The sequence below is a fragment of the Rhizobium quercicola genome (assembly GCF_021168455.1).
Taxonomy (GTDB): domain Bacteria; phylum Pseudomonadota; class Alphaproteobacteria; order Rhizobiales; family Rhizobiaceae; genus Ferranicluibacter; species Ferranicluibacter quercicola.
In genome coordinates, this window is record NZ_JAJOZR010000013.1 from 72,621 (window position 1) to 95,687 (window position 23,067).

The 23,067-nt window shown below is 64.8% G+C and carries 26 protein-coding genes and 1 tRNA gene; 14 read left to right on the forward strand and 13 right to left on the reverse strand.

Annotation, left to right across the window (positions count from 1 at the left end; genetic code table 11):
- Positions 1-9: 9 nt before the first annotated feature.
- Positions 10-1,506, reverse strand: a complete 1,497-nt coding sequence (gene katA, locus LRX75_RS18960; RefSeq protein ID WP_231816226.1) for a catalase KatA — start codon at positions 1,504-1,506, stop codon at positions 10-12.
- A gap of 296 nt (positions 1,507-1,802) precedes the next feature.
- Here katA and LRX75_RS18965 point away from each other — a divergent pair, with 296 nt between their 5' ends.
- Positions 1,803-2,702: a hydrogen peroxide-inducible genes activator gene (locus tag LRX75_RS18965; protein WP_231816227.1), complete on the forward strand. Its 900-nt coding sequence runs from the start codon at positions 1,803-1,805 to the stop codon at positions 2,700-2,702.
- Between the two features lie 13 nt (positions 2,703-2,715).
- On the opposite strand, the gene LRX75_RS18970 is transcribed toward LRX75_RS18965, so the two are convergent.
- The 3 genes from LRX75_RS18970 to guaB all read right to left on the reverse strand — a co-directional run bounded on the left by LRX75_RS18970 (position 2,716) and on the right by guaB (position 5,729).
- Positions 2,716-3,498, reverse strand: coding sequence for a 3-hydroxybutyrate dehydrogenase (locus LRX75_RS18970; RefSeq protein ID WP_231816228.1), 783 nt, complete (start codon positions 3,496-3,498; stop codon positions 2,716-2,718).
- Positions 3,499-3,598: 100 nt separating this feature from the next.
- Positions 3,599-4,009: an MAPEG family protein gene (locus tag LRX75_RS18975; protein ID WP_231816229.1), complete on the reverse strand. Its 411-nt coding sequence runs from the start codon at positions 4,007-4,009 to the stop codon at positions 3,599-3,601.
- 223 nt (positions 4,010-4,232) lie between these two features.
- Positions 4,233-5,729, reverse strand: a complete 1,497-nt coding sequence (guaB, locus tag LRX75_RS18980) for an IMP dehydrogenase (RefSeq protein WP_113149060.1) — start codon at positions 5,727-5,729, stop codon at positions 4,233-4,235.
- A 322-nt stretch (positions 5,730-6,051) separates the two neighbouring features.
- Here guaB and LRX75_RS18985 point away from each other — a divergent pair, with 322 nt between their 5' ends.
- A complete protein-coding gene (locus tag LRX75_RS18985) occupies positions 6,052-6,360 on the forward strand; it encodes an ATPase inhibitor subunit zeta (protein ID WP_231816230.1) in 309 nt (102 codons plus the stop codon).
- A gap of 13 nt (positions 6,361-6,373) precedes the next feature.
- Here LRX75_RS18985 and LRX75_RS18990 read toward each other — a convergent pair whose 3' ends face one another.
- Positions 6,374-7,369, reverse strand: a complete 996-nt coding sequence (locus tag LRX75_RS18990; protein ID WP_231816231.1) for an MBL fold metallo-hydrolase — start codon at positions 7,367-7,369, stop codon at positions 6,374-6,376.
- A 375-nt stretch (positions 7,370-7,744) separates the two neighbouring features.
- Here LRX75_RS18990 and LRX75_RS18995 point away from each other — a divergent pair, with 375 nt between their 5' ends.
- Entirely contained in the window at positions 7,745-9,169 is a 1,425-nt protein-coding gene (locus tag LRX75_RS18995; RefSeq protein WP_231816232.1) for an MFS transporter, read from the forward strand.
- A gap of 215 nt (positions 9,170-9,384) precedes the next feature.
- On the opposite strand, the gene LRX75_RS19000 is transcribed toward LRX75_RS18995, so the two are convergent.
- Both LRX75_RS19000 and LRX75_RS19005 read right to left on the reverse strand, forming a co-directional pair.
- The gene (locus LRX75_RS19000; protein WP_231816233.1) at positions 9,385-10,167 is read right to left on the reverse strand and encodes an RlmE family RNA methyltransferase; all 783 of its coding nucleotides are present in this window, start codon (positions 10,165-10,167) and stop codon (positions 9,385-9,387) included.
- The gene (locus tag LRX75_RS19005; RefSeq protein WP_338110339.1) at positions 10,164-12,107 is read right to left on the reverse strand and encodes a Ppx/GppA phosphatase family protein; all 1,944 of its coding nucleotides are present in this window, start codon (positions 12,105-12,107) and stop codon (positions 10,164-10,166) included. The genes LRX75_RS19000 and LRX75_RS19005 overlap by 4 nt, the downstream gene beginning before the upstream one ends.
- 517 nt (positions 12,108-12,624) lie before the next feature.
- On the opposite strand from LRX75_RS19005, the gene LRX75_RS19010 reads away from it, so the two are divergent.
- From LRX75_RS19010 to LRX75_RS19035, 6 genes are all read left to right on the forward strand, one after another.
- A tRNA-Gln gene (locus tag LRX75_RS19010) sits at positions 12,625-12,698 on the forward strand.
- A gap of 161 nt (positions 12,699-12,859) precedes the next feature.
- Positions 12,860-13,117, forward strand: coding sequence for a hypothetical protein (locus LRX75_RS19015; protein ID WP_231816234.1), 258 nt, complete (start codon positions 12,860-12,862; stop codon positions 13,115-13,117).
- A 179-nt stretch (positions 13,118-13,296) separates the two neighbouring features.
- Positions 13,297-13,809, forward strand: a complete 513-nt coding sequence (locus LRX75_RS19020; protein WP_231816235.1) for a hypothetical protein — start codon at positions 13,297-13,299, stop codon at positions 13,807-13,809.
- Positions 13,810-14,136: 327 nt separating this feature from the next.
- On the forward strand, positions 14,137-14,622 hold the full coding sequence (locus LRX75_RS19025) for a BON domain-containing protein (protein ID WP_231816236.1): 486 nt from the start codon (positions 14,137-14,139) through the stop codon (positions 14,620-14,622).
- Between the two features lie 134 nt (positions 14,623-14,756).
- Positions 14,757-15,596: a TIGR02587 family membrane protein gene (locus tag LRX75_RS19030; protein WP_231816237.1), complete on the forward strand. Its 840-nt coding sequence runs from the start codon at positions 14,757-14,759 to the stop codon at positions 15,594-15,596.
- Positions 15,597-15,603: 7 nt separating this feature from the next.
- Positions 15,604-16,011: a TIGR02588 family protein gene (locus LRX75_RS19035; protein ID WP_231816238.1), complete on the forward strand. Its 408-nt coding sequence runs from the start codon at positions 15,604-15,606 to the stop codon at positions 16,009-16,011.
- Between the two features lie 24 nt (positions 16,012-16,035).
- Here LRX75_RS19035 and LRX75_RS19040 read toward each other — a convergent pair whose 3' ends face one another.
- The 3 genes from LRX75_RS19040 to LRX75_RS19050 form a co-directional block, all read right to left on the reverse strand.
- Positions 16,036-16,236, reverse strand: coding sequence for a hypothetical protein (locus tag LRX75_RS19040; RefSeq protein WP_231816239.1), 201 nt, complete (start codon positions 16,234-16,236; stop codon positions 16,036-16,038).
- 173 nt (positions 16,237-16,409) lie between these two features.
- Entirely contained in the window at positions 16,410-17,666 is a 1,257-nt protein-coding gene (locus LRX75_RS19045; protein ID WP_231816240.1) for an NAD(P)/FAD-dependent oxidoreductase, read from the reverse strand.
- A 178-nt stretch (positions 17,667-17,844) separates the two neighbouring features.
- Complete coding sequence (locus LRX75_RS19050; RefSeq protein WP_113149088.1) at positions 17,845-18,012, reverse strand: DUF1328 domain-containing protein; 168 nt, start codon at positions 18,010-18,012, stop codon at positions 17,845-17,847.
- Between the two features lie 325 nt (positions 18,013-18,337).
- Between LRX75_RS19050 and LRX75_RS19055 the strand changes: the two genes are divergently transcribed.
- Positions 18,338-18,538, forward strand: coding sequence for a hypothetical protein (locus tag LRX75_RS19055; protein ID WP_113149089.1), 201 nt, complete (start codon positions 18,338-18,340; stop codon positions 18,536-18,538).
- Positions 18,539-18,637: 99 nt separating this feature from the next.
- Here the strand turns inward: LRX75_RS19055 and LRX75_RS19060 are convergent, their stop codons facing one another.
- Entirely contained in the window at positions 18,638-19,606 is a 969-nt protein-coding gene (locus LRX75_RS19060; RefSeq protein ID WP_231816241.1) for a PRC-barrel domain-containing protein, read from the reverse strand.
- 163 nt (positions 19,607-19,769) lie between these two features.
- Here LRX75_RS19060 and LRX75_RS19065 point away from each other — a divergent pair, with 163 nt between their 5' ends.
- Genes LRX75_RS19065 through LRX75_RS19075 form a run of 3 tightly spaced genes read left to right on the forward strand, consistent with a single transcriptional unit; the run spans position 19,770 to position 20,484 of the window.
- Positions 19,770-19,988, forward strand: coding sequence for a hypothetical protein (locus LRX75_RS19065; RefSeq protein WP_231816242.1), 219 nt, complete (start codon positions 19,770-19,772; stop codon positions 19,986-19,988).
- Between the two features lie 36 nt (positions 19,989-20,024).
- Positions 20,025-20,180 (forward strand): DUF3309 family protein, encoded by a 156-nt coding sequence (locus LRX75_RS19070; RefSeq protein WP_082477169.1) that lies wholly within the window; start codon positions 20,025-20,027, stop codon positions 20,178-20,180.
- Positions 20,181-20,235: 55 nt separating this feature from the next.
- Complete coding sequence (locus LRX75_RS19075; protein ID WP_092986760.1) at positions 20,236-20,484, forward strand: glycine zipper domain-containing protein; 249 nt, start codon at positions 20,236-20,238, stop codon at positions 20,482-20,484.
- Positions 20,485-20,580: 96 nt separating this feature from the next.
- Here LRX75_RS19075 and LRX75_RS19080 read toward each other — a convergent pair whose 3' ends face one another.
- Positions 20,581-20,766, reverse strand: coding sequence for a NepR family anti-sigma factor (locus tag LRX75_RS19080; RefSeq protein WP_231816243.1), 186 nt, complete (start codon positions 20,764-20,766; stop codon positions 20,581-20,583).
- A gap of 213 nt (positions 20,767-20,979) precedes the next feature.
- Here LRX75_RS19080 and LRX75_RS19085 point away from each other — a divergent pair, with 213 nt between their 5' ends.
- Positions 20,980-21,783 (forward strand): response regulator, encoded by an 804-nt coding sequence (locus tag LRX75_RS19085; protein ID WP_113149092.1) that lies wholly within the window; start codon positions 20,980-20,982, stop codon positions 21,781-21,783.
- Positions 21,784-21,791: 8 nt separating this feature from the next.
- On the opposite strand, the gene LRX75_RS19090 is transcribed toward LRX75_RS19085, so the two are convergent.
- The gene (locus tag LRX75_RS19090) at positions 21,792-22,919 is read right to left on the reverse strand and encodes an AI-2E family transporter (protein WP_231816244.1); all 1,128 of its coding nucleotides are present in this window, start codon (positions 22,917-22,919) and stop codon (positions 21,792-21,794) included.
- Positions 22,920-23,067 lie beyond the last annotated feature (148 nt).

The following is a 23,067-nucleotide window of genomic DNA, read 5'->3' on the forward strand; positions in this document are numbered from 1 at the left end:
TGACGCCGATTACTCGGCGGCGGCGGGCTGGTCGGCGCTGATGGTGTCGGCCTGGTAGCCGTGCGCCTTGTTCAGCGCGGCGCGGACGCCGACTTCGTAGTCGGGGTGAACCAGCTTGAAGTGGGCGAGCTGGCGCTCGACGATCTCGCCGGGAACGCCGCCCATCGCGGCCGCGATGTTGGAGAACAGGCGGGCCTTCTGGTCGGCATCGAACAGGTTGAACAGGGCCGTGACCTGGACGTAGTCGTTGTTGCCGTCGCGGTGGTTGAAGCGGGCCATGTCGCCATCGATCCGCAGCGGCGGTTCGACGGCTGCGGGCTGCTCGACCGGGCCGTTGAACGAGTTGGGCTCGTAATAGGCATCCGGGTTACCGGTGCGGATCCCGCCGAACGTGTTCATCTGGCCATCGCGATGGTAGTGATGGACCGGGTTCTTCGGCTGGTTGACCGGGATGTGCTCGTAATGCGTGCCGAGGCGATGACGGTGTGCGTCGGCATAGGAGAATACGCGGGCCTGCAGCATCTTGTCCGGCGAGAACGCGATGCCGGGAACGATGTTCGACGGCGAGAAAGCGGCGTTCTCGACTTCCGCGAAATAGTTTTCCGGATTGCGGTTCAGCTCCATCGTGCCGATCTCGATCGGCGGATATTCGCTGTGCGGCCAGACCTTGGTCAGGTCGAACGGATTGTACGAGGTCTTCTCGGCGTCCAGTTCCGGCATGATCTGAACCTGAACGGTCCAGCGCGGATAGTTGCCTTCCTCGATCGAACCGAACAGCGCTTCCTGATAGGATTCGCGCGTCTTGCCGATGACCTGCTCGGACTCCTCATTCGTGTAGAACTTGTGGCCGTGCTGGGTCTTGAAGTGGAACTTCACCCAGTAGCGCTCGCCGGCATCGTTCCAGAACGAGAAGGTGTGCGAGCCGTAGCCGTTCATGTGCAACGGCGAGGTCGGACAGCCGCGGTCGGACATCAGGATCGTGACCTGGTGCAGGCTTTCCGGCGAGAGCGACCAGAAGTCCCACATGGCGGTTGCCGAGCGCAGATTGGTCTTCGGGTGGCGCTTCTGCGTGTGGATGAAGTCCGGGAACTTGTAGGGGTCGCGGACGAAGAACACGGGCGTGTTGTTGCCGACGAGGTCCCAGTTGCCTTCCGACGTGTAGAACTTCAGTGCGAAGCCGCGCACGTCGCGCTCGGCGTCGGCGGCACCCTGCTCACCGGCAACGGTGGAGAAGCGGGCGAGCATCGGGGTTTCCGCACCCGGCTGCAGCACGGCGGCCTTGGTGTATTTGGAAATGTCGCCGGTGATCTTCAGCGTGCCATAGGCACCCCAGCCCTTGGCGTGCACGGCGCGTTCCGGAATGCGCTCGCGGTTCTGGTGGGCCAGCTTTTCGATCAGCTGGTAGTCCTGCAGCATGATGCCGCCCTTGGGGCCGGCCGTCAGCGAGTTCTGGTTGTCCGGCACGGGCGCGCCGGCGGTCGTCGTCATTGTCGGGCGATCAGTCATTTCGTCCTCCTGTCTGGACATGTCGGGTCCGGTCATGCCGGTCCCGCTCGTTCATCGCCGGATCCCAGAGGGCTCCGGCACGTCGGCTTGCAGGTCTCGTCTCGAGCTTGCTTACCCAATTCCGCTTGCAAGGCCTCTGGAGCCTCCCTGGCCCTCGGGCCCGAGGCTCATCCTGATCTTCCAACATGCCAAAAATGCGACATGCGTCAGATATCAGAAGCCCGACCTTCTTCTCGCATCCGGCTCCGATAATTTCCAATTGTATTTCTTGTAATGTTCGATAGGAAATTCCGATCATGCTGACCGTTCGACAGATGCGCTATTTCGATGCCCTCGCCACCACGCGCCATTTCGGCCGCGCGGCCGAGATGGTCAATGTCAGCCAGCCGGCGCTCTCCGCGCAGATCGCGGAGATGGAGAAGGACCTGGGCGTCGCCTTGTTCGAGCGCAACCGCGCGGGCGCGCTGCTGACGCGGCAGGGCGAGGCGCTGCTGCCGGAGGTGCAGGCGATCCTGCGGTCGGTCGATGCGCTGTATGACCGGGCGCGGCAGGTCACGGGCATTCTGGAAGGGCGGTTGCGGCTCGGCATCATTCCCACGGTCGCGCCCTATCTGGTGCCGGTGCTGATTCCCATGCTGCGCGAGCGGTTTCCCAAGCTCGAGATCGAGCTGCGCGAGCTGCTCACCTCGGGGTGCGTCGACGATGTGAAGGCCGGGCGGCTCGACTGCGCCATCGTGGCGCTGCCGCAGAACGAGGAGACGCTGGAGACGCTGCTGCTGTTCCAGGATCGGTTCCTGATCGCCACGGCGGAGGACGAGAGCACCGTGCTGATGTCGCCGATGACGGAGGCGCAGGTGGACATCGACCGGTTGCTGCTGCTCGAGGAAGGCCACTGCCTGCGCGACCAGGCGCTGGCCGTCTGCGGCGCGTCGGCCGGGCGCCGGGTGGCGAATTATGGCGCGACCTCCATGGCGACGCTTTTGCAGATGGTGAGCCATGGCATGGGCATCACGCTCATTCCGGAGATTGCGGTGAAAGAGGAGCGCGGCCGCAGCCGCATGCGCATCGTGCCCTTTGCCGAACCGCAGCCATCGCGGCAGATCGGGCTCGTCTGGCGCGGCCGGTCGCGCAGGACCGCCGATCACCGGGCGCTGGCCGAGGTCGTCATCGACGCCTCGGCGAAGCTGCTCGCCTAGGCCCGGATCGGCTCTATCGCATGCCCCAGCCGTGGCTGACCATCAGCGACTGGCCGGTCAGGGCATTGGTTTCGAAGCCGGCGAGGAACAGCGCGACCGCGGCCACATCCTCGATGGTGGTGAACTCGGTATCAACCGTGCCGCCCAGCATGAGGCGCTTGACGACCTCCTCCTCCGGAATGCCGAGGGCTTTCGCCTGTTCCGGGATCTGCTTTTCCACCAGCGGCGTCTTCACGAAGCCGGGGCAGATGACGTTGGAGCGCACGCCATGCGGCCCGCCCTCCTTGGCGACCACGCGCGCAAGGCCGAGCAGGCCGTGCTTGGCGGTGACATAGGCCGATTTCAGCGGCGACGCCTCATGCGAGTGCACCGAGCCCATGTAGATCAGCGCGCCGCCGCCCTGGCGCTTCATGTGCGGCATGCAGGCCTTGGTGGTGAGAAAAGCGCCGTCGAGGTGGATGGACAGCATCTTCTTCCAGTCCTCGAACGGGAAATCCTCGATTCTGTGGACGATCTGGACGCCGGCGTTGGAGACGAGCACATCGACACGGCCCCATTTTTCCACGACAGCGGCAACGCCGGCATTCACCGCATCCTCCGACGTGACGTCCATCGCAAGGCCGATGGCCTCGCCGGGGCCGGAGGCCGAGAGCTCCGCCGCGGTGGCGTGCGACGCGTCGAGCTTGAGGTCGGCAATAGCGACGCGGGCGCCTTCGGCCACGTATCGCGCCGCGATAGCCCGGCCGATGCCGCTGGCGGAGCCGGTGACGATGCAGACCTTGTCTTTCAGTTTCATGATGCTCTCCCTCGATACCCGGTGCGCGTGGCCACGGCCCGGACGATAATCGCTTCGCGCGCCGGGTAAAGCCGACGGGTCGCGGAAATGTGCCGAACGATCAGACGATGTGGATCGCGAGCAGCAGCCAGAGCAGCGCATTCAGGAAAAAACCGGCGACGAACAGCCGGTGGCGCAGCATCAGCCGGTTGGAAGTGACATGCACGAAGGCATGGCCATAGCGGGAGAGGACGAAGAGCCATGCCACGGAGACGGTCAGGATGGACACGCCATCGGTGACATAGAGAAGCGTGCAGACGAGCGTGAAGAGGACGGGAAGCTCGAACTGGTTGGTGAGGTTTCGCGCCACCGTGGCGCTCGTTTCCGGCTCGACCGACGGGATCAGAAAATCGCGGGCGCGGGCGGTTCCCTGCCGTACGGCGCCGAAGCGCCGTTTCCCCATCAGGCCATAGACGATGTAGACGAGCAGAACCTGCGCGATCACGGGCCAGATCATGGCGGTATTGGTCATGCAGCTTGGTCTCCTCGCCCGGTCATCCGATATATCCGGAGACATAGGTGAGGTTCTGCTAAAGGAAAGGGAGCCGCGCGGCGTGCGTGCGGCTCCCTCCCGAGTTCAGGTCATTCCAGAGTCTGTCAGGTTCATTCTGAACCAGCCATTCTCTGGATTCCCTTGTTGACGTTTGTCTCTTCGGGATAACCGGATTCCACTTATCCCTGACAAACTCTAACGATCACGCGCCGGGATAGTTGGGGCTTTCGCGGGTGATCGTCACGTCGTGGGCATGGCTTTCGCGCAAGCCCGCGCCGGAGATACGGACGAAGGTGGCGCGCTCCTGGAAATCCTTCAGCGTCTTGCCGCCGACATAGCCCATGGAGGCCTTGAGACCGCCGGCGAGCTGGTGGAGGACGCCGGAGACCGGGCCCTTGTACGGCACCTGGCCCTCGATGCCCTCCGGCACGAGCTTCAGCGTGTCGCGCACTTCCGCCTGGAAGTAGCGATCCGCGGAACCGCGCGCCATGGCGCCGACGGAGCCCATGCCGCGATAGGCCTTGAAGGAGCGGCCCTGGTGCAGGAAGACTTCGCCCGGGCTTTCATCCGTGCCGGCGAGAAGCGAGCCGATCATGACGGCGGAGGCGCCGGCCGCGATGGCCTTGGCAAGGTCGCCCGAGAACTTGATGCCACCATCGGCGATGACGGGGATATCGGCTGCGCGGGCGGCCTCGACGGCCGACATGATGGCGGCGAGCTGCGGCACGCCGACGCCGGCGACGATGCGCGTGGTGCAGATGGAGCCCGGACCGATGCCGACCTTGACGGCGTCTGCGCCCGCGTCGATCAGCGCCTTGGTGCCATCGGCGGTCGCCACGTTGCCGGCCATGATGCGGACCGAATTCGACATGGTCTTGACGCGCGTGACGGCATCGAGAACGCGCTGGGAGTGGCCATGCGCCGTGTCGATGACGATGAGGTCGATGCCGGCGTCGATCAGGCGCTCGGCGCGCTCGACCCCGTCATCGCCAACCGAGATGGCGGCTGCGGCCCGCAGGCGGCCCTGCGCATCCTTCGACGCATTGGGGTTCAGCTGCGACTTCTCGATGTCCTTGACGGTGATCAGGCCAACGCAGCGGCCGTCGGCGTCCACCACCAGCAGCTTCTCGATGCGGTGCGTGTGCAGCAGGCGCTTGGCTTCCTGCTGATCGACGTTTTCCTTCACCGTGATGAGGTTTTCGCGCGTCATCAGCTCATAGATGCGCTGGCCGGGATCGGAGGCGAAGCGGACGTCGCGATTGGTGACGATGCCGACGAGGCGGCCGGGCTTGTTGCCCTTGCCGGCATTCTCGACGACCGGAATGCCGGAGATGCCGTAGGTCTTCATCAGGCCGAGCGCGTCGGCGAGCGTTGCTTCCGGGCCGATCGTCACGGGGTTGACGACCATGCCGCTCTCGAACTTCTTGACCTGCCGCACCTGCTCGGCCTGTTCGACCGGCGAGAGATTGCGGTGGATGACGCCGATGCCGCCCGCCTGGGCCATGGCGATGGCGAGGCGGCCCTCGGTGACCGTATCCATGGCGGAGGAGAGAATCGGCAGGTTGAGCTCGATATCCTGGGCGATGCGGGTGGCGATGTTCGTCTGGCCCGGCATGACCTCGGAATGACCGGGCTGCAGGAGGACGTCGTCGAAGGTCAGAGCCTCCAGACCGGTAGCCGTTTCGATGATGCGCGCCATGGGCCAATTCCTTTAAAAATGTGCAAGGCGCCCGGACGGACGGGGTTCCGGCGGGAGCGTCGCCTGCCGGGCATTCTGGGAGGGGAATGGCGGCAAGTGTTTCATGGAAGTTGGCGAGGGCACGTAACACGGATGTGACGGGATGGAAACAGAAAAAGCCGGGAGACCCCGGCGCTGCGGCCTATGACCGGTGGAGAAGCATTTTCAGCTTTTATTAGCCGTGCGTTTTGGAACGGAATTAAGCTGCGTCCGCTACACCTCTCCTCACGGCGCCTCGAAAGAAGGGCAGCCGGCGAAACAGAGAGAAACGGGGACTGACAGGATGACCGCACTGCGCAAACGAGCCCACGCTCAGGAAACGCGTTTTGTACGTGAAGAAGAACTGGCCTTCCGGGCGGAGGCGCGCCGCAACGCGCTGATCGGCCTGTGGGCCGCCGCCATGATCGACCGGCCGGATGCCGACGCCTATGCCCGCGGGATCGTGGAGGCCGGCGTCGAGAACCCGAACGGCATCCTCGACCGGCTGCAAACCGACTTCGAAGCCGCCGGCGTGATCTTCCTGGAAGACGACATTCGCGAGCGCATGACCGGCATGCTGCGCTCGCTGCGCGACGAGATGTACGCGGCCTGACCGGCCGCTCGGCTCAGAGATACAGCTGATACGACGCCGGCACGAAGCGATAGCCGGCGTCCAGCGTCTCGGCATAGCCGATGGCCGGAAACGGCATGTGGTAGCCGATGAAGGGCAGCCGCTCGGACGCGACCATGTCGAACACCTTTCGGCGCGACGCCGCGGCCTTCTCCTTGTCCATGTCGAACTTCACCTGCCAGTCCGGCTGCTGAAGCGACAGGACGTAGTGGTTGGCCGTATCGGCCGTGAGCATGAGATCCTTGCCCTGCGAGGAGAGGCGGAAGACCATGTGACCGGGCGAATGGCCGAAGGCGGCCATGGCGGTGATTCCCGATGCGACATCGGCGCCATCGCCGATCAGCGTCGCCTTTTCCACCAGCGGCACGACATTCTTCAGCACGGCCTTGTGGCCGCCCTCGGCGGGCGTTCCCATGCGGGCCGGATCCTTCCAGAAGGCGAGTTCCGTCTCGCCGATGACGTAGCGGGCATTGGGGAAGGCCGGCTTGCCGCCTTCCATCAGGCCGTTGATATGATCGCCATGCATGTGGGTGAGAACCACGAGCGTGATGCTTTCCGGCGGATAGCCCGCGGCCCGAAGACCCTCCAGGAGCAGGCCGGTGCCGGCGGCACGCCCCGCCTCGCCATTGCCGGTGTCGAACAGCACCACATCGGACCCGGTCTCTACGACCACAGGCGAAAAGCCGTTGACGAAGCGGTCGGTCGGCAGAAAATTCCTGTCCAGAAGCGCCGCAACGGCCTCCGGCGGCTGGTCGATGCCGAAGGTCTCGCCCGGCTTGTCGGCGAACCGCAGGCCGTCGCTGATGACGGTAACGGTGAAATCGCCGAGCTTGACACTCGCGCTCTTGCCGCCCGGCGACGCCTTCGGCGTTTCCTTTGTCCCCGCGGCATCCTGCGCGAAAGCGGCGCGCTTCATGAGCATGGGCGCGGCCAGGGCGCCGAGGGCGGTCGCAGCGAAGAGGGTGCGTCGGCCGAGGGGAAATCCGTGCATCGATCGTTTCCTTTGTCGTCGGACCTCATGGTCCGGTCGCCGAGGGCGGCGCGCGCCTCTTTGAAACGGAAGCGCGGCCCAGGATACGCGATCCGGAGGCGCCGCCCGGAACAGGGTGCCTATCGCGCTGGCAAGAGCGTCGAAGGTAGCGCAAGACGCACGCATTGACAGAACGCCCGTCCGACCTTCACAGGAAGTTGACTGCCGCGTGAGACCGGATGCGGGACTTTCGCGGTTCCGTTTCTATCTCCCTCGCCATACAACCCTGCAAGACCGCCTGCCGCCGCGCAGCGGCATCTGCTCCCCACCATGACGGCCGTCCCCGGCAGGAACAGGCCGGGCGCCTGAGAGGCCGTCGAAAAGGCTTGCCTTCGCATGAACCGCATCGTTCCGCTGATCCTTGCCGTCGCTCTCTTCATGGAGCAGATGGACTCCACCGTGATTGCGACCTCCCTGCCCGCCATCGCGCGTGATCTCGGCGTCGGCCCGATCACGCTCAAGCTGGCGCTGACCTCCTACATGGTGTCGCTCGCGATCTTCATTCCCTTAAGCGGCTGGATGGCGGACAGGTTCGGCGCCAAGCGCATCTTCCGCTCGGCCATCCTCGTCTTCGTCGCCGGCTCCATTCTCTGCGCCATCTCCGGCGACCTTCTCTCCTTCGTCGGCGCGCGCTTCCTGCAGGGCATGGGCGGGGCGATGATGACGCCCGTGGCGCGGCTGGTGCTCGTGCGCAGCACGCAGCGCAGCGAACTGGTGAGCGCCATGGCGCTCCTGAGCATTCCCGCGCTGACCGGCCCGCTGGCCGGCCCGCCGCTCGGCGGCTTCATCACGACCTTCTTTTCCTGGCACTGGATCTTCATCATCAACGTGCCGGTGGGCATTCTCGGCTACATTCTTTCCGGCATCTACCTGCCGGAGGTCGTCAGCGACCGGCCGCCGCCGATCGACGTGACCGGCTTCTTCCTCAGCGCCATCGCCGCCTCCGGCACCATGTTCGGCCTCTCGGTCATGAGCCTGCCGGCCCTGCCGCCGAGCGTCGGCGCCATCGCGGCCGGTATCGGCATTCTCTGCGGCATCCTCTACGTCCGCCATGCCCGGCACCACCCGGCACCGCTGCTTGATCTTAACCTTTTCAAGGATAGCGCCTTTCGCGCCGCGGCCATCGGCGGCACGCTCTTCCGCATTTCCATCGGCGCCATTCCCTTCCTCATGCCGCTGATGCTGCAGGTGGGCTTCGGCCTGTCGCCGTTCCAGTCGGGCATGATCACCTTCGTCGGCGCCATCGGCGCGCTGACGACGAAATTCTTTGCCAAGCGGGTGCTCGTTTTTGCCGGCTTCCGCACGACGCTGATCATCGCGGCGCTGATCGGCACGGTCCTGACCTTCGTCAACGGCCTCTTCACGCCGGCCACGCCCTATCTCGTCATGTGCCTCGTGCTGCTGGTCGCGGGCTTTGCCCGCTCCTTCTTCTTCACCAGCATCAACGCCCTCTCCTTCGCCGACATTCCCGACGCCATGGCCAGCAAGGCGACCGCGATGAGCGCGGTGCTGCAACAGATGAGCCTGGCGCTCGGCGTCGCCGTGGCCGGCGCCATTCTGGAAGTGGAAAACCGCTGGACCGGGACGCAGCTGGAACTCGGCGATTTCCAGCTCGCCTTCATGCTCATTTCCGCCATCACCCTCACCTCCGTCATCCCCTTCATCTGCATGGCGAAGACCGCCGGCGCCGAAGTGTCCGGCCACGGCGCTGCGCCGCGGGAAAAGGGCGAGGCCCAGCTGGAATCGCTTGGGGGGAAGTAATTAAGGCGGGCCGCTTCCCGGAAAGACAAGAACCGTAAAGGTCTCGCCGCGACGGTCTATCTTGCAGGATGGGACACCTTGCTCTCCGTTATTCCGAGCATGACCCGGAATCCATCCAGCCCAAGGACTTGGGCTGAGGAGCGTTTTTTTGACCTGACAGACGTCAGGTCGCTCTATTCCCGGTCAAGCCCGGAATGACAGAGCGTTGGGGCCGCTCACTCCTCGTCGTGTTCCGTCACATCCTCGCGCTCGTCGCGGAAATCCTGGCCTTCCGCGCGCAGATCGGCGTGATCGGAGATGCCCTCGCGCCGGCCCTTGAAGTCCTTTGCCAGCAGGAACATCTCGACCGATTCGGCGCGGGACGAGGCCGGCTTGATGTGGAGGACCTGGCGGAAGTTCTGCTTCAGAAGGTTGAGAAGCTCGCGCTCCGTGCCGCCCTGGAAGGTCTTGGCGAGGAAGTGGCCGCCGGGGCCGAGCACGTCGATGGCGAAGTGGGCGGCGACCTCGCAGAGATGCATGGTGCGGATATGGTCCGTCTGGCGGTGGCCCGTGGTGGGCGCCGCCATGTCGGAAAGCACGAGATCCGGCGTGCCGCCCAGCGCATCCATCAGGGCATCGGGGGCAGACGGATCGAGGAAGTCGAGCTTCAGAATGACGACGCCGGGCAGCGGATCGACATCGAGAAAATCGATCGCGACCACGCGCGGATCCGTATCCGTCGAGCTCGTGACCTTGGCGGCGATCTGCGACCAGCTGCCGGGGGCCGCGCCGAGATCGATGATGCGCTTGGCGCCCGTGAGGATCTTGTGCTTCTCGTCGATCTCCAAAAGCTTGAAGGCCGCGCGGGCGCGATAGCCTTCCAGCTGGGCGCGCTGCACATAGGGATCGTTGATGTGGCGCTCGATCCAGCGCCGCGACGACGCCTTCAGCTTGCCCTTCTTCACCTTCTGCCCGAGTTTACGCCCGGTACGATTGCCGCCGATGGGGGGCTTGGTCATGAGCTTCGGCCCTCCTCGGAGCCAGTTTGCGGGCCGGGACGCGACGGGCGGCGGCCTCGGCCGCGGCGCCAGACGCCGTCATCGGCCATCATATCCGTCAAAAGGCCTTCGCGCAGCCCGCGATCGGCAACCCGCATGCGGGTCGACGGCCAGCGGCGGCGGATGGCCTCCAGAATGGCACAGCCGGCGAGAACGAGATCCGCCCGATCCGGCCCGATGCAGGGATTGGCGGCGCGCGCCGCGAAATCCCAGGATAGCAGACGCGCCTGCATGGCGGAGACCTCGTCGTCCGACAGCCAGAGCCCATCCACCCGGCGGCGATCGTAGCGCGGCAGGTCGAGATGCACCCCGGCCAGCGTGGTGACCGTGCCGGAGGTGCCGATGAGATGAAAATCATCCGCTGCGCGAACGGCCTCGATCGCCGGGCAGTCGAAGCGATCGAGCATGCCGGAGACTTCGCGGATCATGCCCTCGAAGCTTTCCGGCGTGACGTCGCGGCCGCCATGGCGCTCCGACAGGGTGACGACGCCGACCGGCAGCGACGTCCAGTGGGTGATGTGATTGGCAAGCCGGCTCGATCGATTGTCGCCGATGTGCAGCACCGCGATTTCCGACGAGCCGCCACCGATGTCGAACAGCACGACGGAGCGCGCCTCGCGCCCGACCAGCGATGCGCAGCCGGACACGGCCAGCCGCGCTTCCGTCTCCCGATCGATGATCTCGAGCTCGAGCCCGGTTTCCGCAGACACGCGCTCCATGAAGACCACGCCGTTTTCAGCAGCACGCGCCGCCTCGGTCGCGATCAGCCGGCTGCGCCGGATGTTGCGATGGCCGAGCTTTGCCGCGCAGATCTTCAGCGCCTCGACCGAGCGGTTCATCGCATCCTCGGACAGGCGGCCGCTGGCCGCAAGGCCTTCGCCGAGCCGCACGATCCGGGAAAAGCCATCCACGACGCGGAACTGTCCCGGCCGCGTCGGCTGCGCGATGAGGAGACGGCAATTGTTGGTGCCTAGATCGAGCGCCGCATAGAGCGGCGGCGGGCCCGAATCCTCGCTCTCGAAAAGATCCACGCGCCCGCTGGAAGCTGCGCGGTTGCCCGCATGGACGCTGCCGGGCCGCGCGGCGTAGCCGCTCTCCGCAGCCGATCCGTGAGGCGCGCCCGGCCCGGCGCCGTGCGAACCGCGTCCGGAGCCGGCTGCCGTGCTGTTCGGCACGCCCGTCTGCGGCCCGCCACGCCCGCCGCCCGGATTGCTGCCCTGTTCGAAACGCTGATGCCCCGAATGGCCGCTTTGCTGCGACACGGGGCGACCGGACATGCCGGCCTGCGCACCCGCACCCTGTACATCCGCCTGCGCCGCCGCACCGGCCTGGGCGCCCGGATGGCGGCCCTGCCGTTGCCCCAGGGGCGCACGACCGTCATGACCTGTCGCCCCGACGCGGTCACGCCCGGACCGGACGACATCCGTGCCCTGCAGCGGGCGCGCCTGGGCATTGCGGCGGTGGCGATGCTTGTGATTGTGGTTCCGGTGACCCTTGCCGGCCGGCTCCGTCCCGCGCCCCTCCCCGGGCTTCGACCCACCGCCGCCGGACGCGCCCTGCACCGCCGATCCACCCTCGGTGTGGCTGCGCGCGGCGCCGGCCCCTGTCGCGGCACCCGCATCGTCCCGCCGCTCGGCCGACCGGCGGCCGGACGCATGACGCGGCCCCTCGAAGGCGGCATCGCGCGGATCGCGCGCCGGGATATCGCGAGACGCGAGAGCATCTCCTTGGGAATGAGCAGCCTGGGAATCGCGGGGTCGCGCACCGCGGACATGCGCATCCGCGCCGGACGCCCTGCTGTCGGCACCATGAACCGCATCATCGCCCTGCGCAGCGCCGCGGCCCTGCGCGGCGCCAGACGACACCGCCTTCGTGCGCCGCCGCCGCTTGCGTTTGCGCACGGGTTCGCCGTCCAGAACCGTCTGTCCGGACTGGCCTGCTCCGGAGACGGAGGGGCCTTGGGGGCTCGCCTGTTGGGCGCTGGCCTGATGGGAGCTGGCATGTGCAGAGCCATTGCGCGCCGCCTTACGACGCCTGCGCTTGGCTTTGCCGGACCCGGGGATGGACTGCCCCTGGTTTCCGGCCGCTGCCGACGCCCCGCTCTCATACGGCGTATCGCCGTGCTCGGGGTCTTTCACTGATCTTACCACCGCGTCGCGCGAAGCCTTAACCGGTCGCTCAAGACGCTCTCTCGATTTTCGTTGCCCCGACTCTACCAGCGCGCCCGCCTTTCGCCAACTGCTTTTTCCCGAACGACAATCCGCCCCGCCGGACCCGCATGCTCCACACGCGCGCCGCCCGACCCTCCCCGAAAAATCCCCCCGATCGACCAACCCGCAAAGTTTTTCAAAAACCCCCTTTGCATCCCGCCTCCTTTTGTCTATAAGCCCGGCACACCGACGGGCACAGCCCGCGCGTTGGGGAATAGGTTAACGGTAGACCCACGGACTCTGACTCCGTTAGTCCTGGTTCGAATCCAGGTTCCCCAGCCAAATCTCACATCATCCTTTGCGTATCATCCCTGACGCACCGAATCTCGTTCGCCATCCACGGCGATCTGCTGCGCTTCCCCAGCGACCCAAAGCAGTCGCTCCTCTTCCGGAACATTGGCGTGCAGCCGGCGTTTTCTGGCGTGATAACAAGGAGAACCGATATGGCCGACAAAGATGTGGGTGGGAAGCCGGGGCGGAGCGAGGGTAATCTCGATATTCAGGATGAGGATGTGACGCCGATCGAGAGTGAGGCGGCGTTGAAGGGAAACGACGGGGACGATGTCGAGGGCGACGATGTCATGTCGGCGGCGGCGCGTCGGGAGGCGGCCCGGTTGAAGGGCGATGTGTTCCTCGTGCGTTCGGATCTCGAAGATGCGGACCAGCGGGAAGCAACGCCCGGTATGCGCGAGCAGGACTGACGTTCCCTCGACCACGATTTCTGGTGATTGGCGTGAGCGGCGAAACGGGTTTCGCCGCTCGTTTTTTGTGGGCGCCTAGTGCGAGGTGCGCCTCGGTCGGCCGTCAGGAACTTAAGCCGTGACGGTGCGTTTTCTTTCCATGTGCCGGTCTCCGGCGAAACCAGAAGGAGGAAGCCATCATGAACCAGCGTTTCGATCCGAACGAAAAGCGCCCTGCAAACCCGACGTCTTGGCCCGCCGATGATGCGGCGAGAGCCAACGAGGCCCTTCGCACCGATGCGGCGACCATGCGGCCGACGGCCGGGATCGACCCGGTGACGGCAGCACCGATGGGCGACCCGCTGTCGCAGCGTCCGCTCGATCCGGCAGCACCTGCCGCGCGGGCACGCCGCAGCAACTGGCCGGTCCTGATCATCCTTCTCGCGGGCCTTGTGCTGGCGCTGCTGGTCTGGCTGCCGGCGGAAATGTCGAACGACGCGTCCGATACCGCGACGCAGCCGGCACCCGCCAGCCAGACGGCAACGCCGCCGGCAGCCGAGGCACCAGCAGCGGCGACACCGCCGGCTGCTACGGCCCCGGCCGATACGACGCCTGCCGCTCCGACAACGCCGCCGGCCGCGTCCGACACGGCTCCGGCTACGGGCACCGCTCCGGCAACCGGCACGGCACCGGCAACGGGCACGGCACCCTAACGCTGGCGCGACGCACCGAAACCGTGCAGAGAAACCGAGAAAGCGAGGCCGGAAGGTCTCGCTTTTTTCATGGCGTGCTTTGACCGCGGCAAAAGCTTTGCTGACGATCGGCTGGGGACGCCGTCATATGCCCCTTCGCGAGGCATAGGGTAGCATAGCTGGTGACTTCAGTCGCGGCTGACCCTCACATCGCCGGTACGAGGTGCGGAGCAAGGCAAGGGGATGACGCGGCTGGGCATCCCGGCCGGATATATTCTGCCGGTTGGTCGAACCAAAGCGGCGTTCAGCGGTTGAGAGGGGTGAAACGACCAGATCGAGGATCAGACGATGATCGAGAAGACCACACGCCGCGAAGAAGACTATCGTGATTACGAGGACCGGGACCTGAAGGATGGCTGGCCCTATGCCGACGACGTCTCCGGTTCGCCGACCGATGTCGCCAACCGCTCCTATGGCGAGACGGCGGAAGGCTTCGACGAATCCGGCAATCCCGGTTTCGAGACGTCGGACGAGACGGTTCGGATCGGCCATGGTGGCCCGGATATCCTGCGCGATGATCCGGAAGCCGACACCGACGATGACGGGATGGAGGAGGCGCTGTCGAACGCGCTCGAAGAGCACGAGATCGACACCTCCGCTGTCGAGATCAAGGTTCTGCGCGGCGTTGCCGAATTGTCCGGCGAAGTGGAGACGGCAGAGGATCGCCGCGCAGTCGAGGCACTGGCTTACCGTATCCCCGGCATCTCCAAGGTGCGAAACGACCTGACGACGCTCGCGGTCGATGCCGCCTTGCCGAGCGGGCTGGACAACTAATACCGGGTGTCGACGCTCGGTTTTCCGAGACGATAACCTTTTGCAACCCTCTTTGCAGTATGCTGATTGCGCGGTCCCTTGGGCCGCGCCGTTTTGCGTGCGAGAACCTTGCATGTGAGGGACAGGGAGGGGTGATGGAGACCGACGACACGGCGCGCGGCACGCCGTTTCACACGACAGCCTTCGTGACCGGGCTCGGGCGCGGCATCGCCGGGGCCCTTCTCTTTGCCCTGCCCATGCAGATGACGATGGAAATGTGGGATCTCGGCTTTGCCATGGATCGCTTCCGGCTCGCTCTGCTCCTCGTTATCACCGTTCCCCTGCTCGTGGGCATCGCCCATCGCATCGGGTTCGAAAAGACGGTCTCCTGGCGCGAGGATGTTCGCGATGCCATGATCGCTTATGCGATCGGCATTCTCGCCAGCGCGATGATCCTCTTTTTGTTCAAGCTGCTGACGCCGGAAACGGCGGAGCAGGATTTTCTCGGCAAGATCGCGCTGCAGGCCGTTCCGGCCGGCATCGGCGCGCTTCTCGGCCGTAGCCAGCTGGGCGCGGATCCGGACGATGCGGAGGACGCGCCGGACAGTGGCTATGGCGCGGAGCTGTTCATGATGGCGGTGGGTGCGCTTTTTCTCAACCTCAACATGGCGCCCACAGAAGAGATGATCCTGATTTCCTACAAGATGACGCCATGGCACGCGCTGGCGACCATCGGCCTGTCGATCCTCGTCATGCACGCCTTCGTCTACGCCGTGTCGTTCAAGGGCGGGCATGCGCTGGAAGATACACCGGGGTGGCATGCGCTGATCCGGTTCACGCTGCCGGGCTACGTCATCGCGCTGCTGGTCAGCGTCTACTGCCTGTGGAGTTTCGGCAGGCTCGACGGCACCGGCTCCATGCCGACATTGATGTCCACCATCGTGCTCGGTTTTCCCGGCGCGATCGGCGCTGCCGCCGCGCGGCTGATCCTGTGAGGTTGTCATGCCACGTTCCCGCCGCAAGATCGTCCGCCGCCATCCGCACTGGATCGAGTGGACCACGGGTCTTCTCTCCACCGCGCTCGTGGTTACCATGACCGGCATGATCGTCTATCACGGCGTGACGGCCGAGGATGCCGCGCCGGATCTCAGCGTCACCGTCACGGCGCAGCGGCAGACCATGCAGGGTTTCGCGCTATCCTTCGTCGTCTCCAATGCCGGGAAGAAGACGGCGGCCGGCGTACCCGTGACGGGGCGGCTGCTGGATGGCGAAGGGCAGGCGGTGGAAACGCGGGAGGTGACCATCGACTACGTGCCCGCCCAGTCGCAGGTGGAAGGCACCCTCCTGTTTTCCGGCAACCCCCGCGGCTATCGGGTCGACCTTCGTGCCTCCGGTTACAGCGATCCCTGACGTACGCTCTCTTTGCTTTCGCCACTAGTGAACACGGTCGGCCATGGCCTTCCGGGTTGCGGCAATGTGCGCGGTCACGGCCTCGCGGGCCGTGGCGGGATCGGCATAGACTTTGCCATCGAGCGGCCAGACATGGAACTTAACGGCCATGAAGCGTAGGCCGCGTGCGTGCGGCATCAGAGCGCCGACGGCTTCGCCGGCAATCTCAACGATCTGTTTATGCATGTTTTTCTCCCGCCGCCGTGCCCCGGCAGCCCGTCTCGTCGCAGCCACGACGGTCTGTCGTGTGCTGCGACGGGAAAACGGCAGGCGAGGCCTATCGTTCCGCGACCGACATCAAACAAACTTGTCCGCAGCGCGAGCTTCGTTTGATGAGAGGCCGAACCGGCGGTCGCGGCTCAGGCGACGAAACGTTCCGGACGATAGGGGCCGAGATCGACCACCGTCGTGCGTTCTCCGGTCATCTTTTCCGCCAGCGCGCGACCGGTGACGGGGCCGAGGGTCATGCCGTGATGGGCATGGCCGAAAGCGAACCACAGACCTTCGTGCCGCGGCGCCTTGCCGATGATGGGCATCATATCCGGCGTGCAAGGCCGCGCGCCCATCCACGGCTCCTCGTCCCGGCGCTCGGCAAGCGGGAAGAAGTCGCGGGCGACGCGCTCGGCGCGGGCGAGCTGCACAGGCGTCTTCGGCGCATCGCGGGTCGCGAACTCGGCGCCGGTCGTGAGCCGGATTCCGCGCAGCATCGGCGCGAGGAAATAGCCCTTCTCGGCGTCGAGCACCCAGTTGTTGAGCTGCTCGCCCGCCTGCGTGCCGTAATGCATGTGGTAGCCGCGCTTGACCGCGAGCGGGAAGCGGTAGCCGAGCTTGCGGGTGACGGTGTCCGCCCAGGGACCCAGCGCCACGACGACCTCTGCCGCCTCGATCGGGCCGTCCGGCGAGGCGATGCGCCAGCCGGGGCCTTCCAGAACATGCTCGAGCGTTGCCGCATCGCCCGCAACCAGGCGCCCCCCGAGGGACTGGAAATAGGCGAGATAGGCCTTGTTCAGGCTGTGGGGATCGCGGATCGACCAGGGATCGGTCCAGCGCAGGCCGCCGGCAAGGTCGATGCGAATCGAGGGTTCCAGCGTCTTGACGTCGCTCGGCGACAGCTTCTGGTGATTGACGCCGAAGCCCGCCGACAGACGCTCGGCCTCCTTGTAGGCAGCATCCCGCGCGGCATCCGTGCGAAAGACCTTCATCCAGCCATCGCGCTGGATGAGGTTGTCGGCACCGGATGCCTTGATGAGATCGTCATGTTCGGTGATCGAGTTCTCGATCAGCGGGGCATAGAGTCTTGCGATGTGCTGGTGTTGGGTTAAGCCGGAATTCCACCAGTAGCGCACCAGAAATGGCACGAGGCCCGGCAGGGCCTTGAGGTGGTAATGGGCGTCGATCGTGTTGTTGAGGGCGTAGCGAAACAGCGCGCCGAAATCATGGGGGAAGCCGTAGGGCACGACGCCTTCGCGCTGGATGAGGCCGGCATTGCCGAAGGAGGTCTCCTCCCCGGCCCCGCGGCGATCCACGAGCAGAACCGACTTTCCGCGCCGCGCGAGATGGATCGCCGTGGACAGGCCGACAATCCCCGCACCCAGAACCGCCACATCCGTCTTCATCTGCTCAACTCCATGTTCCCAGTGCGTCGCGTCTTCGTGCCTATGTCAGCATTTTCCAGCGGTTCTGCAACAGGTCTGATCGCGAATCCCCCGTTCGGCGACCCTCCCCGCACAACGAAAAAGGGAGCGGCAAACCGCTCCCTCCTCAAGTTTATCCATGACCTCGTTTCATCAATGCTCAGGTGCGGCGGCGCATGAGGCCGGCAACGAGCGAGATGACGAGGAAAGCAAGAAACAGGAAGAACAGGATCTGCGCGATACCGGCCGACGCGCCGGCAATGCCGCCGAACCCGAGAACACCTGCAATGATAGCAACGACGAGAAAAACAAGTGCGTAGTAAAGCATGACTTCTTCCTCCGATGAACACATGCCGATTAACGCATCACGACATCGTTTGTTCCTTTCATGCTTGCAAAGCGCTTCAGGACAGATGGTGGCTGCGGGCGGTGGGCCCTGACGGCAAGCCGCCCTAACCTTGCTGCTGGAAAGACGATGTTATGATGTGCAGTCGCCAAAGCTTTGCGCGCCACGCGAGGCGGACCGGACCTTAAGTATTCCTTCACCATAATCGGAGCGCTGGTTCATTTTGACACGCCGCCGCCACAGGATATGCGGAACTTCACCGTGCAAGAGGCGTTGAGTTCACAATCCATCGAGGCGAGACACCGACATGACCGTACCAAACGCACATATCTGGAAGTCCGTTGCGGCCTCGGCGCGGCCTGCGTCGCGTTCGAATGAAAAGAACCTTCACATCGGCCAGACGCTCAAGGATCTCTACTTCAACGGCAACATGCCGGCGACGGATGGACGGTTCGAGCAATTGCTGGAAGCGCTGGATTCGTCGGAGGATCGCCGCGACCGGCACTGACCCTATCCCGGCAGATATGAAAAAGGCGGCTCTCACGAGCCGCCTTTTTTCGTGTCCGGCGCCAGGCGGGCGAACCATCGTTCGCCCGGCGCAACGGGATCAGGGTTTCGGATTGGCGAGCACGATGCTGCCGGGATCGGCTTTGTATGCGGCAGCGTCGTAAGCGGGCTGGGTTTCCAGCTGCTCCTTGGTATAGGGCGAATAGATGGTCATCGCGCCCTTGGCGTCGGCCATTACCTGAATATTGGCTGCGCTCATCGCCACCGGCTTTTGCGCGATGCCGAGGAAGCCGCCGACATCGATGATATAGGCCTCGAGCTTGCCGTCCTTCGACAGGATCACGTCGCCGACCTCGCCGATCTTGGTGTCGTCGGCCACCTTCACCGGCGTGCCGATCAGCTTGTCGGCCGACAGCATGGCGGCATCGACCGGCTTCAGCTCGTCCGTGGGCTCGACCGTCGCGGTGGTCGCGGCATCCGGCGCCAGATCGGGATCGGTCATCTCCGGAGTCGTGCCCGTCTGCGGAACGGCCGGGTCGGCGCCGGCCGCGTCCATCGGCACTTCTGTATTTTCGGGCGTCGCAAGCGGCTTGGTCGCGCTGTCGGCGGCGGGCGGCGTGGCCGCGGCCGTGTCCTTGGTCACGGCCCCATCCATGACGGCCTTGCGCTGAAAGGCCGGGGCGGCTTCCAAGTCCTGCTTGGTCATCGACACCACGAGGATCTTGGATCCATCGCGCTCCGACCACGAGGCGCGGTCGAAATTGACGGCCACGTCCTTTTCGCCGATGCCGAGAAAGCCGCCGACGCCGACGACGAGCGCTTCGGTCGCGCCGGCCGCGTTGATCACGACATCCTTGACCTCGCCGATCGCCTCGCCTTCCTCATCGACACCGGTATAGACCGTCTTGCCGATGACGTTGGAGGCGAGCATATCGTCTCCGGCCGCGGCAGCCGCCGGGGCCGTGGCTGCCGGGGCTGTGGCTGCCGGTGCTGCCGGCGTCTGTTGCGCCAGTGCGGTACCGGCGAGCGCGGCAGCAAGAACGGTGCTTGCCAGAAGAGTTTTCAGCATCGGATTGCTCCTTGGAACGTGAGAAGATGGGAGAAGGTCGGATGACGGGCCGGGGTTGCGAAGCGCGGAGGACACCATGTCGGATGTCGCGTCTCGCCGGGTTGAAAGCTGGAAGACCGTGTGAAGGGCGAAACGCATCTTAAAACGCGTACCGGCGGCCATCATGGCCGACTTCGTGTCGCAGGGCCGATCGTTCCGGCCCGTCCGTGACACTGGAAACGTCGCTGGTCTCGCGCCGTCAGCAGCCACACCACACTATCCCTTCATCCACACAGCCTCAAAAACGCAGGCAGAGCGGCTTTTGTTCCGCGAGACCGGGACGACGGCCTTGGACCCGGTGTCGATGACCGTCTGGAACAAAAGCGAGGAACGCGCGTTGTAGCTCCGCATTCCGAATGAACCCAAAGAGGAACCGCCAATGCTCGGCACCATTCTCGTGATCGTCCTCGTACTCCTGCTCATCGGCGCATTGCCGACGTGGGGCCACAGCCGCAGCTGGGGCTACGGACCTTCCGGTGGACTGGGCCTGGTGGTCGTTATCCTTCTTGTGTTGGTCCTTATGGGACGCATTTAAAAACCCGGCTTTCCCAGAGGGCCATCCACACTACGTTGAACCGGAGGATACCATTATGAAAAAAGCTCTTCTCGCCGTCGCCCTGATCATGCCGCTTGCAGCCTGCACCCAGACGGAACGCGGCGCCGGCATCGGTGCCGCATCGGGCGCCATCATCGGCGGCGTGGCCACAGGCAACGTCCGTGGCGCAGCGATCGGCGCAGGCGTCGGCGGCCTTGCCGGCGCGCTCATCGGCCAGGCAAACGAACCGGGCCGCTGCATCTATCGCGACCGGAACGGCCGTCGCTACACGGCATCGTGCTGATCGGATTGATCGGTCATCGACGAAAACGGAAAAACGGGCCTCGGCCCGTTTTTTTGTGTCCACCGTCCGGCTCGTGCTCGATCTCGTGATCGTCCGTCAGCCCTTGCGTGTCTTCTCGACGCTATCGAGTTGCTGCAGCAGATCGAGGAACACGTCGGGAAGAGGCTCCTGCTCGACGGCGTCGTAAAACGCTCTCAGCTTGGAAACGATCTGGCTGTTCGGGTCGATGGTCTCTCCACCTTGCAGAACCGGGCGGGGCTTGGAATCTGTCCTCTCTGCCATGATGTCAGGTCCGTTTCGTCCGAAATCCGGCCGCCCGCGTCCCGGCGCGACCCGTCAGCATCCTCAAAATGATCACGTCGACCTCATGCTTTGTAATTCTTGCCGATCAAACTTTCCACACGACGGGAAACATGGTCAAACGTCCCTGTTTCGACTCGTCGAACGATCAAACACTGTCCGGTTTCGGCGCCAATATATCGAAGGACGTCTTTCATGTCACTTTCCATGCGGATCGCCGCTCACCTTCCCTATGTCCGCCGCTTCTCCCGCGCCATTACGGGCTCGCAGACATCGGGCGACGCCTATGTGGCGGCCGTGCTGGAAGCGCTGATCGCCAATATCGACCTGTTTCCCAAAGCGTCGAGCGACCGGGTCAGCGTCTTCAAGCTCTACTGCTCGCTGTTCGAGACGATCACCATCAAGATCGATGAGGACGCGGTGAACTCGCCTTATGCATGGGAAAAGAAGGCTGCCGCCAATCTGGCGCGGATCTCGCCCGATGCGCGCAAGGCATTCCTGCTCGTTTCCGTCGAGGGCTTCACCACCGATGAGACGGCGGAAATTCTCGACGTCACGCCGGATGCGGTCGCCGGGCTGATCCAGCAGGCGTCGGCGGACATCGCCCGGCAGGTCGTGACCGACATCCTCATCATCGAGGACGAGCCGCTGATCGCCATGGACATCGAGGATATGGTGCGCAGCCTCGGTCACGGCGTGGCGGGCATTGCCCGCACGCACAGCGAAGCGGTCGAGCTGTTCAAGCGGACATCGCCGAAGATGGTTCTGGCCGACATCCAGCTGGCGGATGGCAGTTCGGGTATCGATGCGGTGAACGAAATTCTTGCGACGACGACCGTGCCCGTGATTTTCATCACGGCGTTTCCGGAGCGCCTGCTGACGGGCGAAAAGCCCGAGCCCGCCTTCCTCGTCACGAAGCCGTTCAACCCCGACATGGTCAAGGCGCTGATCAGCCAGGCGCTGTTCTTCGATGAGAACGCCCACGCCGGCGAGGCCTGAGCGGGTTTTCAGCCCGGCAGCTGCCGTTCCGGCGGCCGGGTGCGGACCTCGTTGAAGATGGTGAGGCCGATGAGCGCGAGCGGCATGGCCAGCATCGCGCCGACGGCACCCCACATCCATGTCCAGAAGATGATGGCGATGAAGATCAGGAACGGGTTGATCTCCAGGCGATGCCCGAGGATCGCCGGCGTCACCAGATTTTCCATGACCAGATGCAGCAGGAAGAAACAGGCGGCTGGCAGCAGCGCCATGATCATGCTGTCATGCGTCATCAGGCCGGCGCAGGTGAGCGCGATCGTCATGGCGGTCACGCCGAGATAGGGAATGAAGCTCGACACGAAAGCGAAGAGGCCCCAGAGAACGGCGCCGGACAGTCCGCCGGCAAAGGCGATCAGGGCGGTGATGGTGCCGAGCGAGATATAGATGAGGCTGGCGGTGGAGAAGTAGAAGCCGACAGCGCTTTCCGTGGCGTTCATCACGCGAATGGCCGTGAGACGGCGCTCATGCGTGGCGAAGGCGAGGATGATCGTCTTGCGCAGATGCGTGCGGCCGATCAGAAACAGGCCGAGCGCCGCCAGAAAGATCAGCGTCTGGACGAAGGCAGGGGTAAGGCCCGTGGCGACCAGCCCCAGCATGGCGCCGGCATTGGCCATGACCATGTCCGAGATCGCCTTTTCGTTCGCCCCGTTGATGGCGCGCTTCACCCATTCGAACCGCTCAAAGAATGGTAGGAAACGCTGCACCGCATCTTCCAGCATGGCTGGCGCCTTGGCGGTCAGCGTCGAGATCGGCTCGATCAGGGCGTTGACGAGGAAGAAGACGAGCACCACGAACACGACGCCGAAGAACAAGCCGCCGAGCATCGGCGGCAGACCGAAGCGCGACAGCCGGTCGGCCGCCACACCCAGCACCATGCCGACCACGATTGCCAGCGTGACGGGCATGAGGATCGATTCGAGCGTGTAGATCACGCCGGACATCAGAATGACGAAGGTGCCGACGATGCTCCAGGCGACGACGAGATCGAGGCCGGTCTTCGGATCGACGAGCGCGGTCGCCTCGGATGGGGGTGGGTTTTCGATCTGCGCTTTCTTCCGTGCCTTGAACAGGGCTCGCTCCGGTATGGCAGCATTCATGATGGACCTCCACTCGCAACGAGCGCGGGCCGAAAGCTGCCGCGGTATCTTGCCTCGCCCCGGCGATCCGCCGTCTTGCAACATATGCGTTGCATTGAGCGGCTAGGCGGGATGTCAGTCAATTCGGGCGCGGAAGAAAAGTTCCCGT

Excerpts from the sequence above, each read along its gene's own strand:
- katA (WP_231816226.1), bottom strand. The coding sequence starts at position 1,506 with ATGACTGATCGCCCGACAATGACGACGACCGCCGGCGCGCCCGTGCCG.
- LRX75_RS18965 (WP_231816227.1), top strand. The coding sequence starts at position 1,803 with ATGCTGACCGTTCGACAGATGCGCTATTTCGATGCCCTCGCCACCACG.
- LRX75_RS18970 (WP_231816228.1), bottom strand. The coding sequence starts at position 3,498 with ATGAAACTGAAAGACAAGGTCTGCATCGTCACCGGCTCCGCCAGCGGC.
- LRX75_RS18975 (WP_231816229.1), bottom strand. The coding sequence starts at position 4,009 with ATGACCAATACCGCCATGATCTGGCCCGTGATCGCGCAGGTTCTGCTC.
- guaB (WP_113149060.1), bottom strand. The coding sequence starts at position 5,729 with ATGGCGCGCATCATCGAAACGGCTACCGGTCTGGAGGCTCTGACCTTC.
- LRX75_RS18985 (WP_231816230.1), top strand. The coding sequence starts at position 6,052 with ATGACCGCACTGCGCAAACGAGCCCACGCTCAGGAAACGCGTTTTGTA.
- LRX75_RS18990 (WP_231816231.1), bottom strand. The coding sequence starts at position 7,369 with ATGCACGGATTTCCCCTCGGCCGACGCACCCTCTTCGCTGCGACCGCC.
- LRX75_RS18995 (WP_231816232.1), top strand. The coding sequence starts at position 7,745 with ATGAACCGCATCGTTCCGCTGATCCTTGCCGTCGCTCTCTTCATGGAG.
- LRX75_RS19000 (WP_231816233.1), bottom strand. The coding sequence starts at position 10,167 with ATGACCAAGCCCCCCATCGGCGGCAATCGTACCGGGCGTAAACTCGGG.
- LRX75_RS19015 (WP_231816234.1), top strand. The coding sequence starts at position 12,860 with ATGGCCGACAAAGATGTGGGTGGGAAGCCGGGGCGGAGCGAGGGTAAT.
- LRX75_RS19020 (WP_231816235.1), top strand. The coding sequence starts at position 13,297 with ATGAACCAGCGTTTCGATCCGAACGAAAAGCGCCCTGCAAACCCGACG.
- LRX75_RS19025 (WP_231816236.1), top strand. The coding sequence starts at position 14,137 with ATGATCGAGAAGACCACACGCCGCGAAGAAGACTATCGTGATTACGAG.
- LRX75_RS19030 (WP_231816237.1), top strand. The coding sequence starts at position 14,757 with ATGGAGACCGACGACACGGCGCGCGGCACGCCGTTTCACACGACAGCC.
- LRX75_RS19035 (WP_231816238.1), top strand. The coding sequence starts at position 15,604 with ATGCCACGTTCCCGCCGCAAGATCGTCCGCCGCCATCCGCACTGGATC.
- LRX75_RS19040 (WP_231816239.1), bottom strand. The coding sequence starts at position 16,236 with ATGCATAAACAGATCGTTGAGATTGCCGGCGAAGCCGTCGGCGCTCTG.
- LRX75_RS19045 (WP_231816240.1), bottom strand. The coding sequence starts at position 17,666 with ATGAAGACGGATGTGGCGGTTCTGGGTGCGGGGATTGTCGGCCTGTCC.
- LRX75_RS19050 (WP_113149088.1), bottom strand. The coding sequence starts at position 18,012 with ATGCTTTACTACGCACTTGTTTTTCTCGTCGTTGCTATCATTGCAGGT.
- LRX75_RS19055 (WP_113149089.1), top strand. The coding sequence starts at position 18,338 with ATGACCGTACCAAACGCACATATCTGGAAGTCCGTTGCGGCCTCGGCG.
- LRX75_RS19060 (WP_231816241.1), bottom strand. The coding sequence starts at position 19,606 with ATGCTGAAAACTCTTCTGGCAAGCACCGTTCTTGCTGCCGCGCTCGCC.
- LRX75_RS19065 (WP_231816242.1), top strand. The coding sequence starts at position 19,770 with ATGGCCGACTTCGTGTCGCAGGGCCGATCGTTCCGGCCCGTCCGTGAC.
- LRX75_RS19070 (WP_082477169.1), top strand. The coding sequence starts at position 20,025 with ATGCTCGGCACCATTCTCGTGATCGTCCTCGTACTCCTGCTCATCGGC.
- LRX75_RS19075 (WP_092986760.1), top strand. The coding sequence starts at position 20,236 with ATGAAAAAAGCTCTTCTCGCCGTCGCCCTGATCATGCCGCTTGCAGCC.
- LRX75_RS19080 (WP_231816243.1), bottom strand. The coding sequence starts at position 20,766 with ATGGCAGAGAGGACAGATTCCAAGCCCCGCCCGGTTCTGCAAGGTGGA.
- LRX75_RS19085 (WP_113149092.1), top strand. The coding sequence starts at position 20,980 with ATGTCACTTTCCATGCGGATCGCCGCTCACCTTCCCTATGTCCGCCGC.
- LRX75_RS19090 (WP_231816244.1), bottom strand. The coding sequence starts at position 22,919 with ATGAATGCTGCCATACCGGAGCGAGCCCTGTTCAAGGCACGGAAGAAA.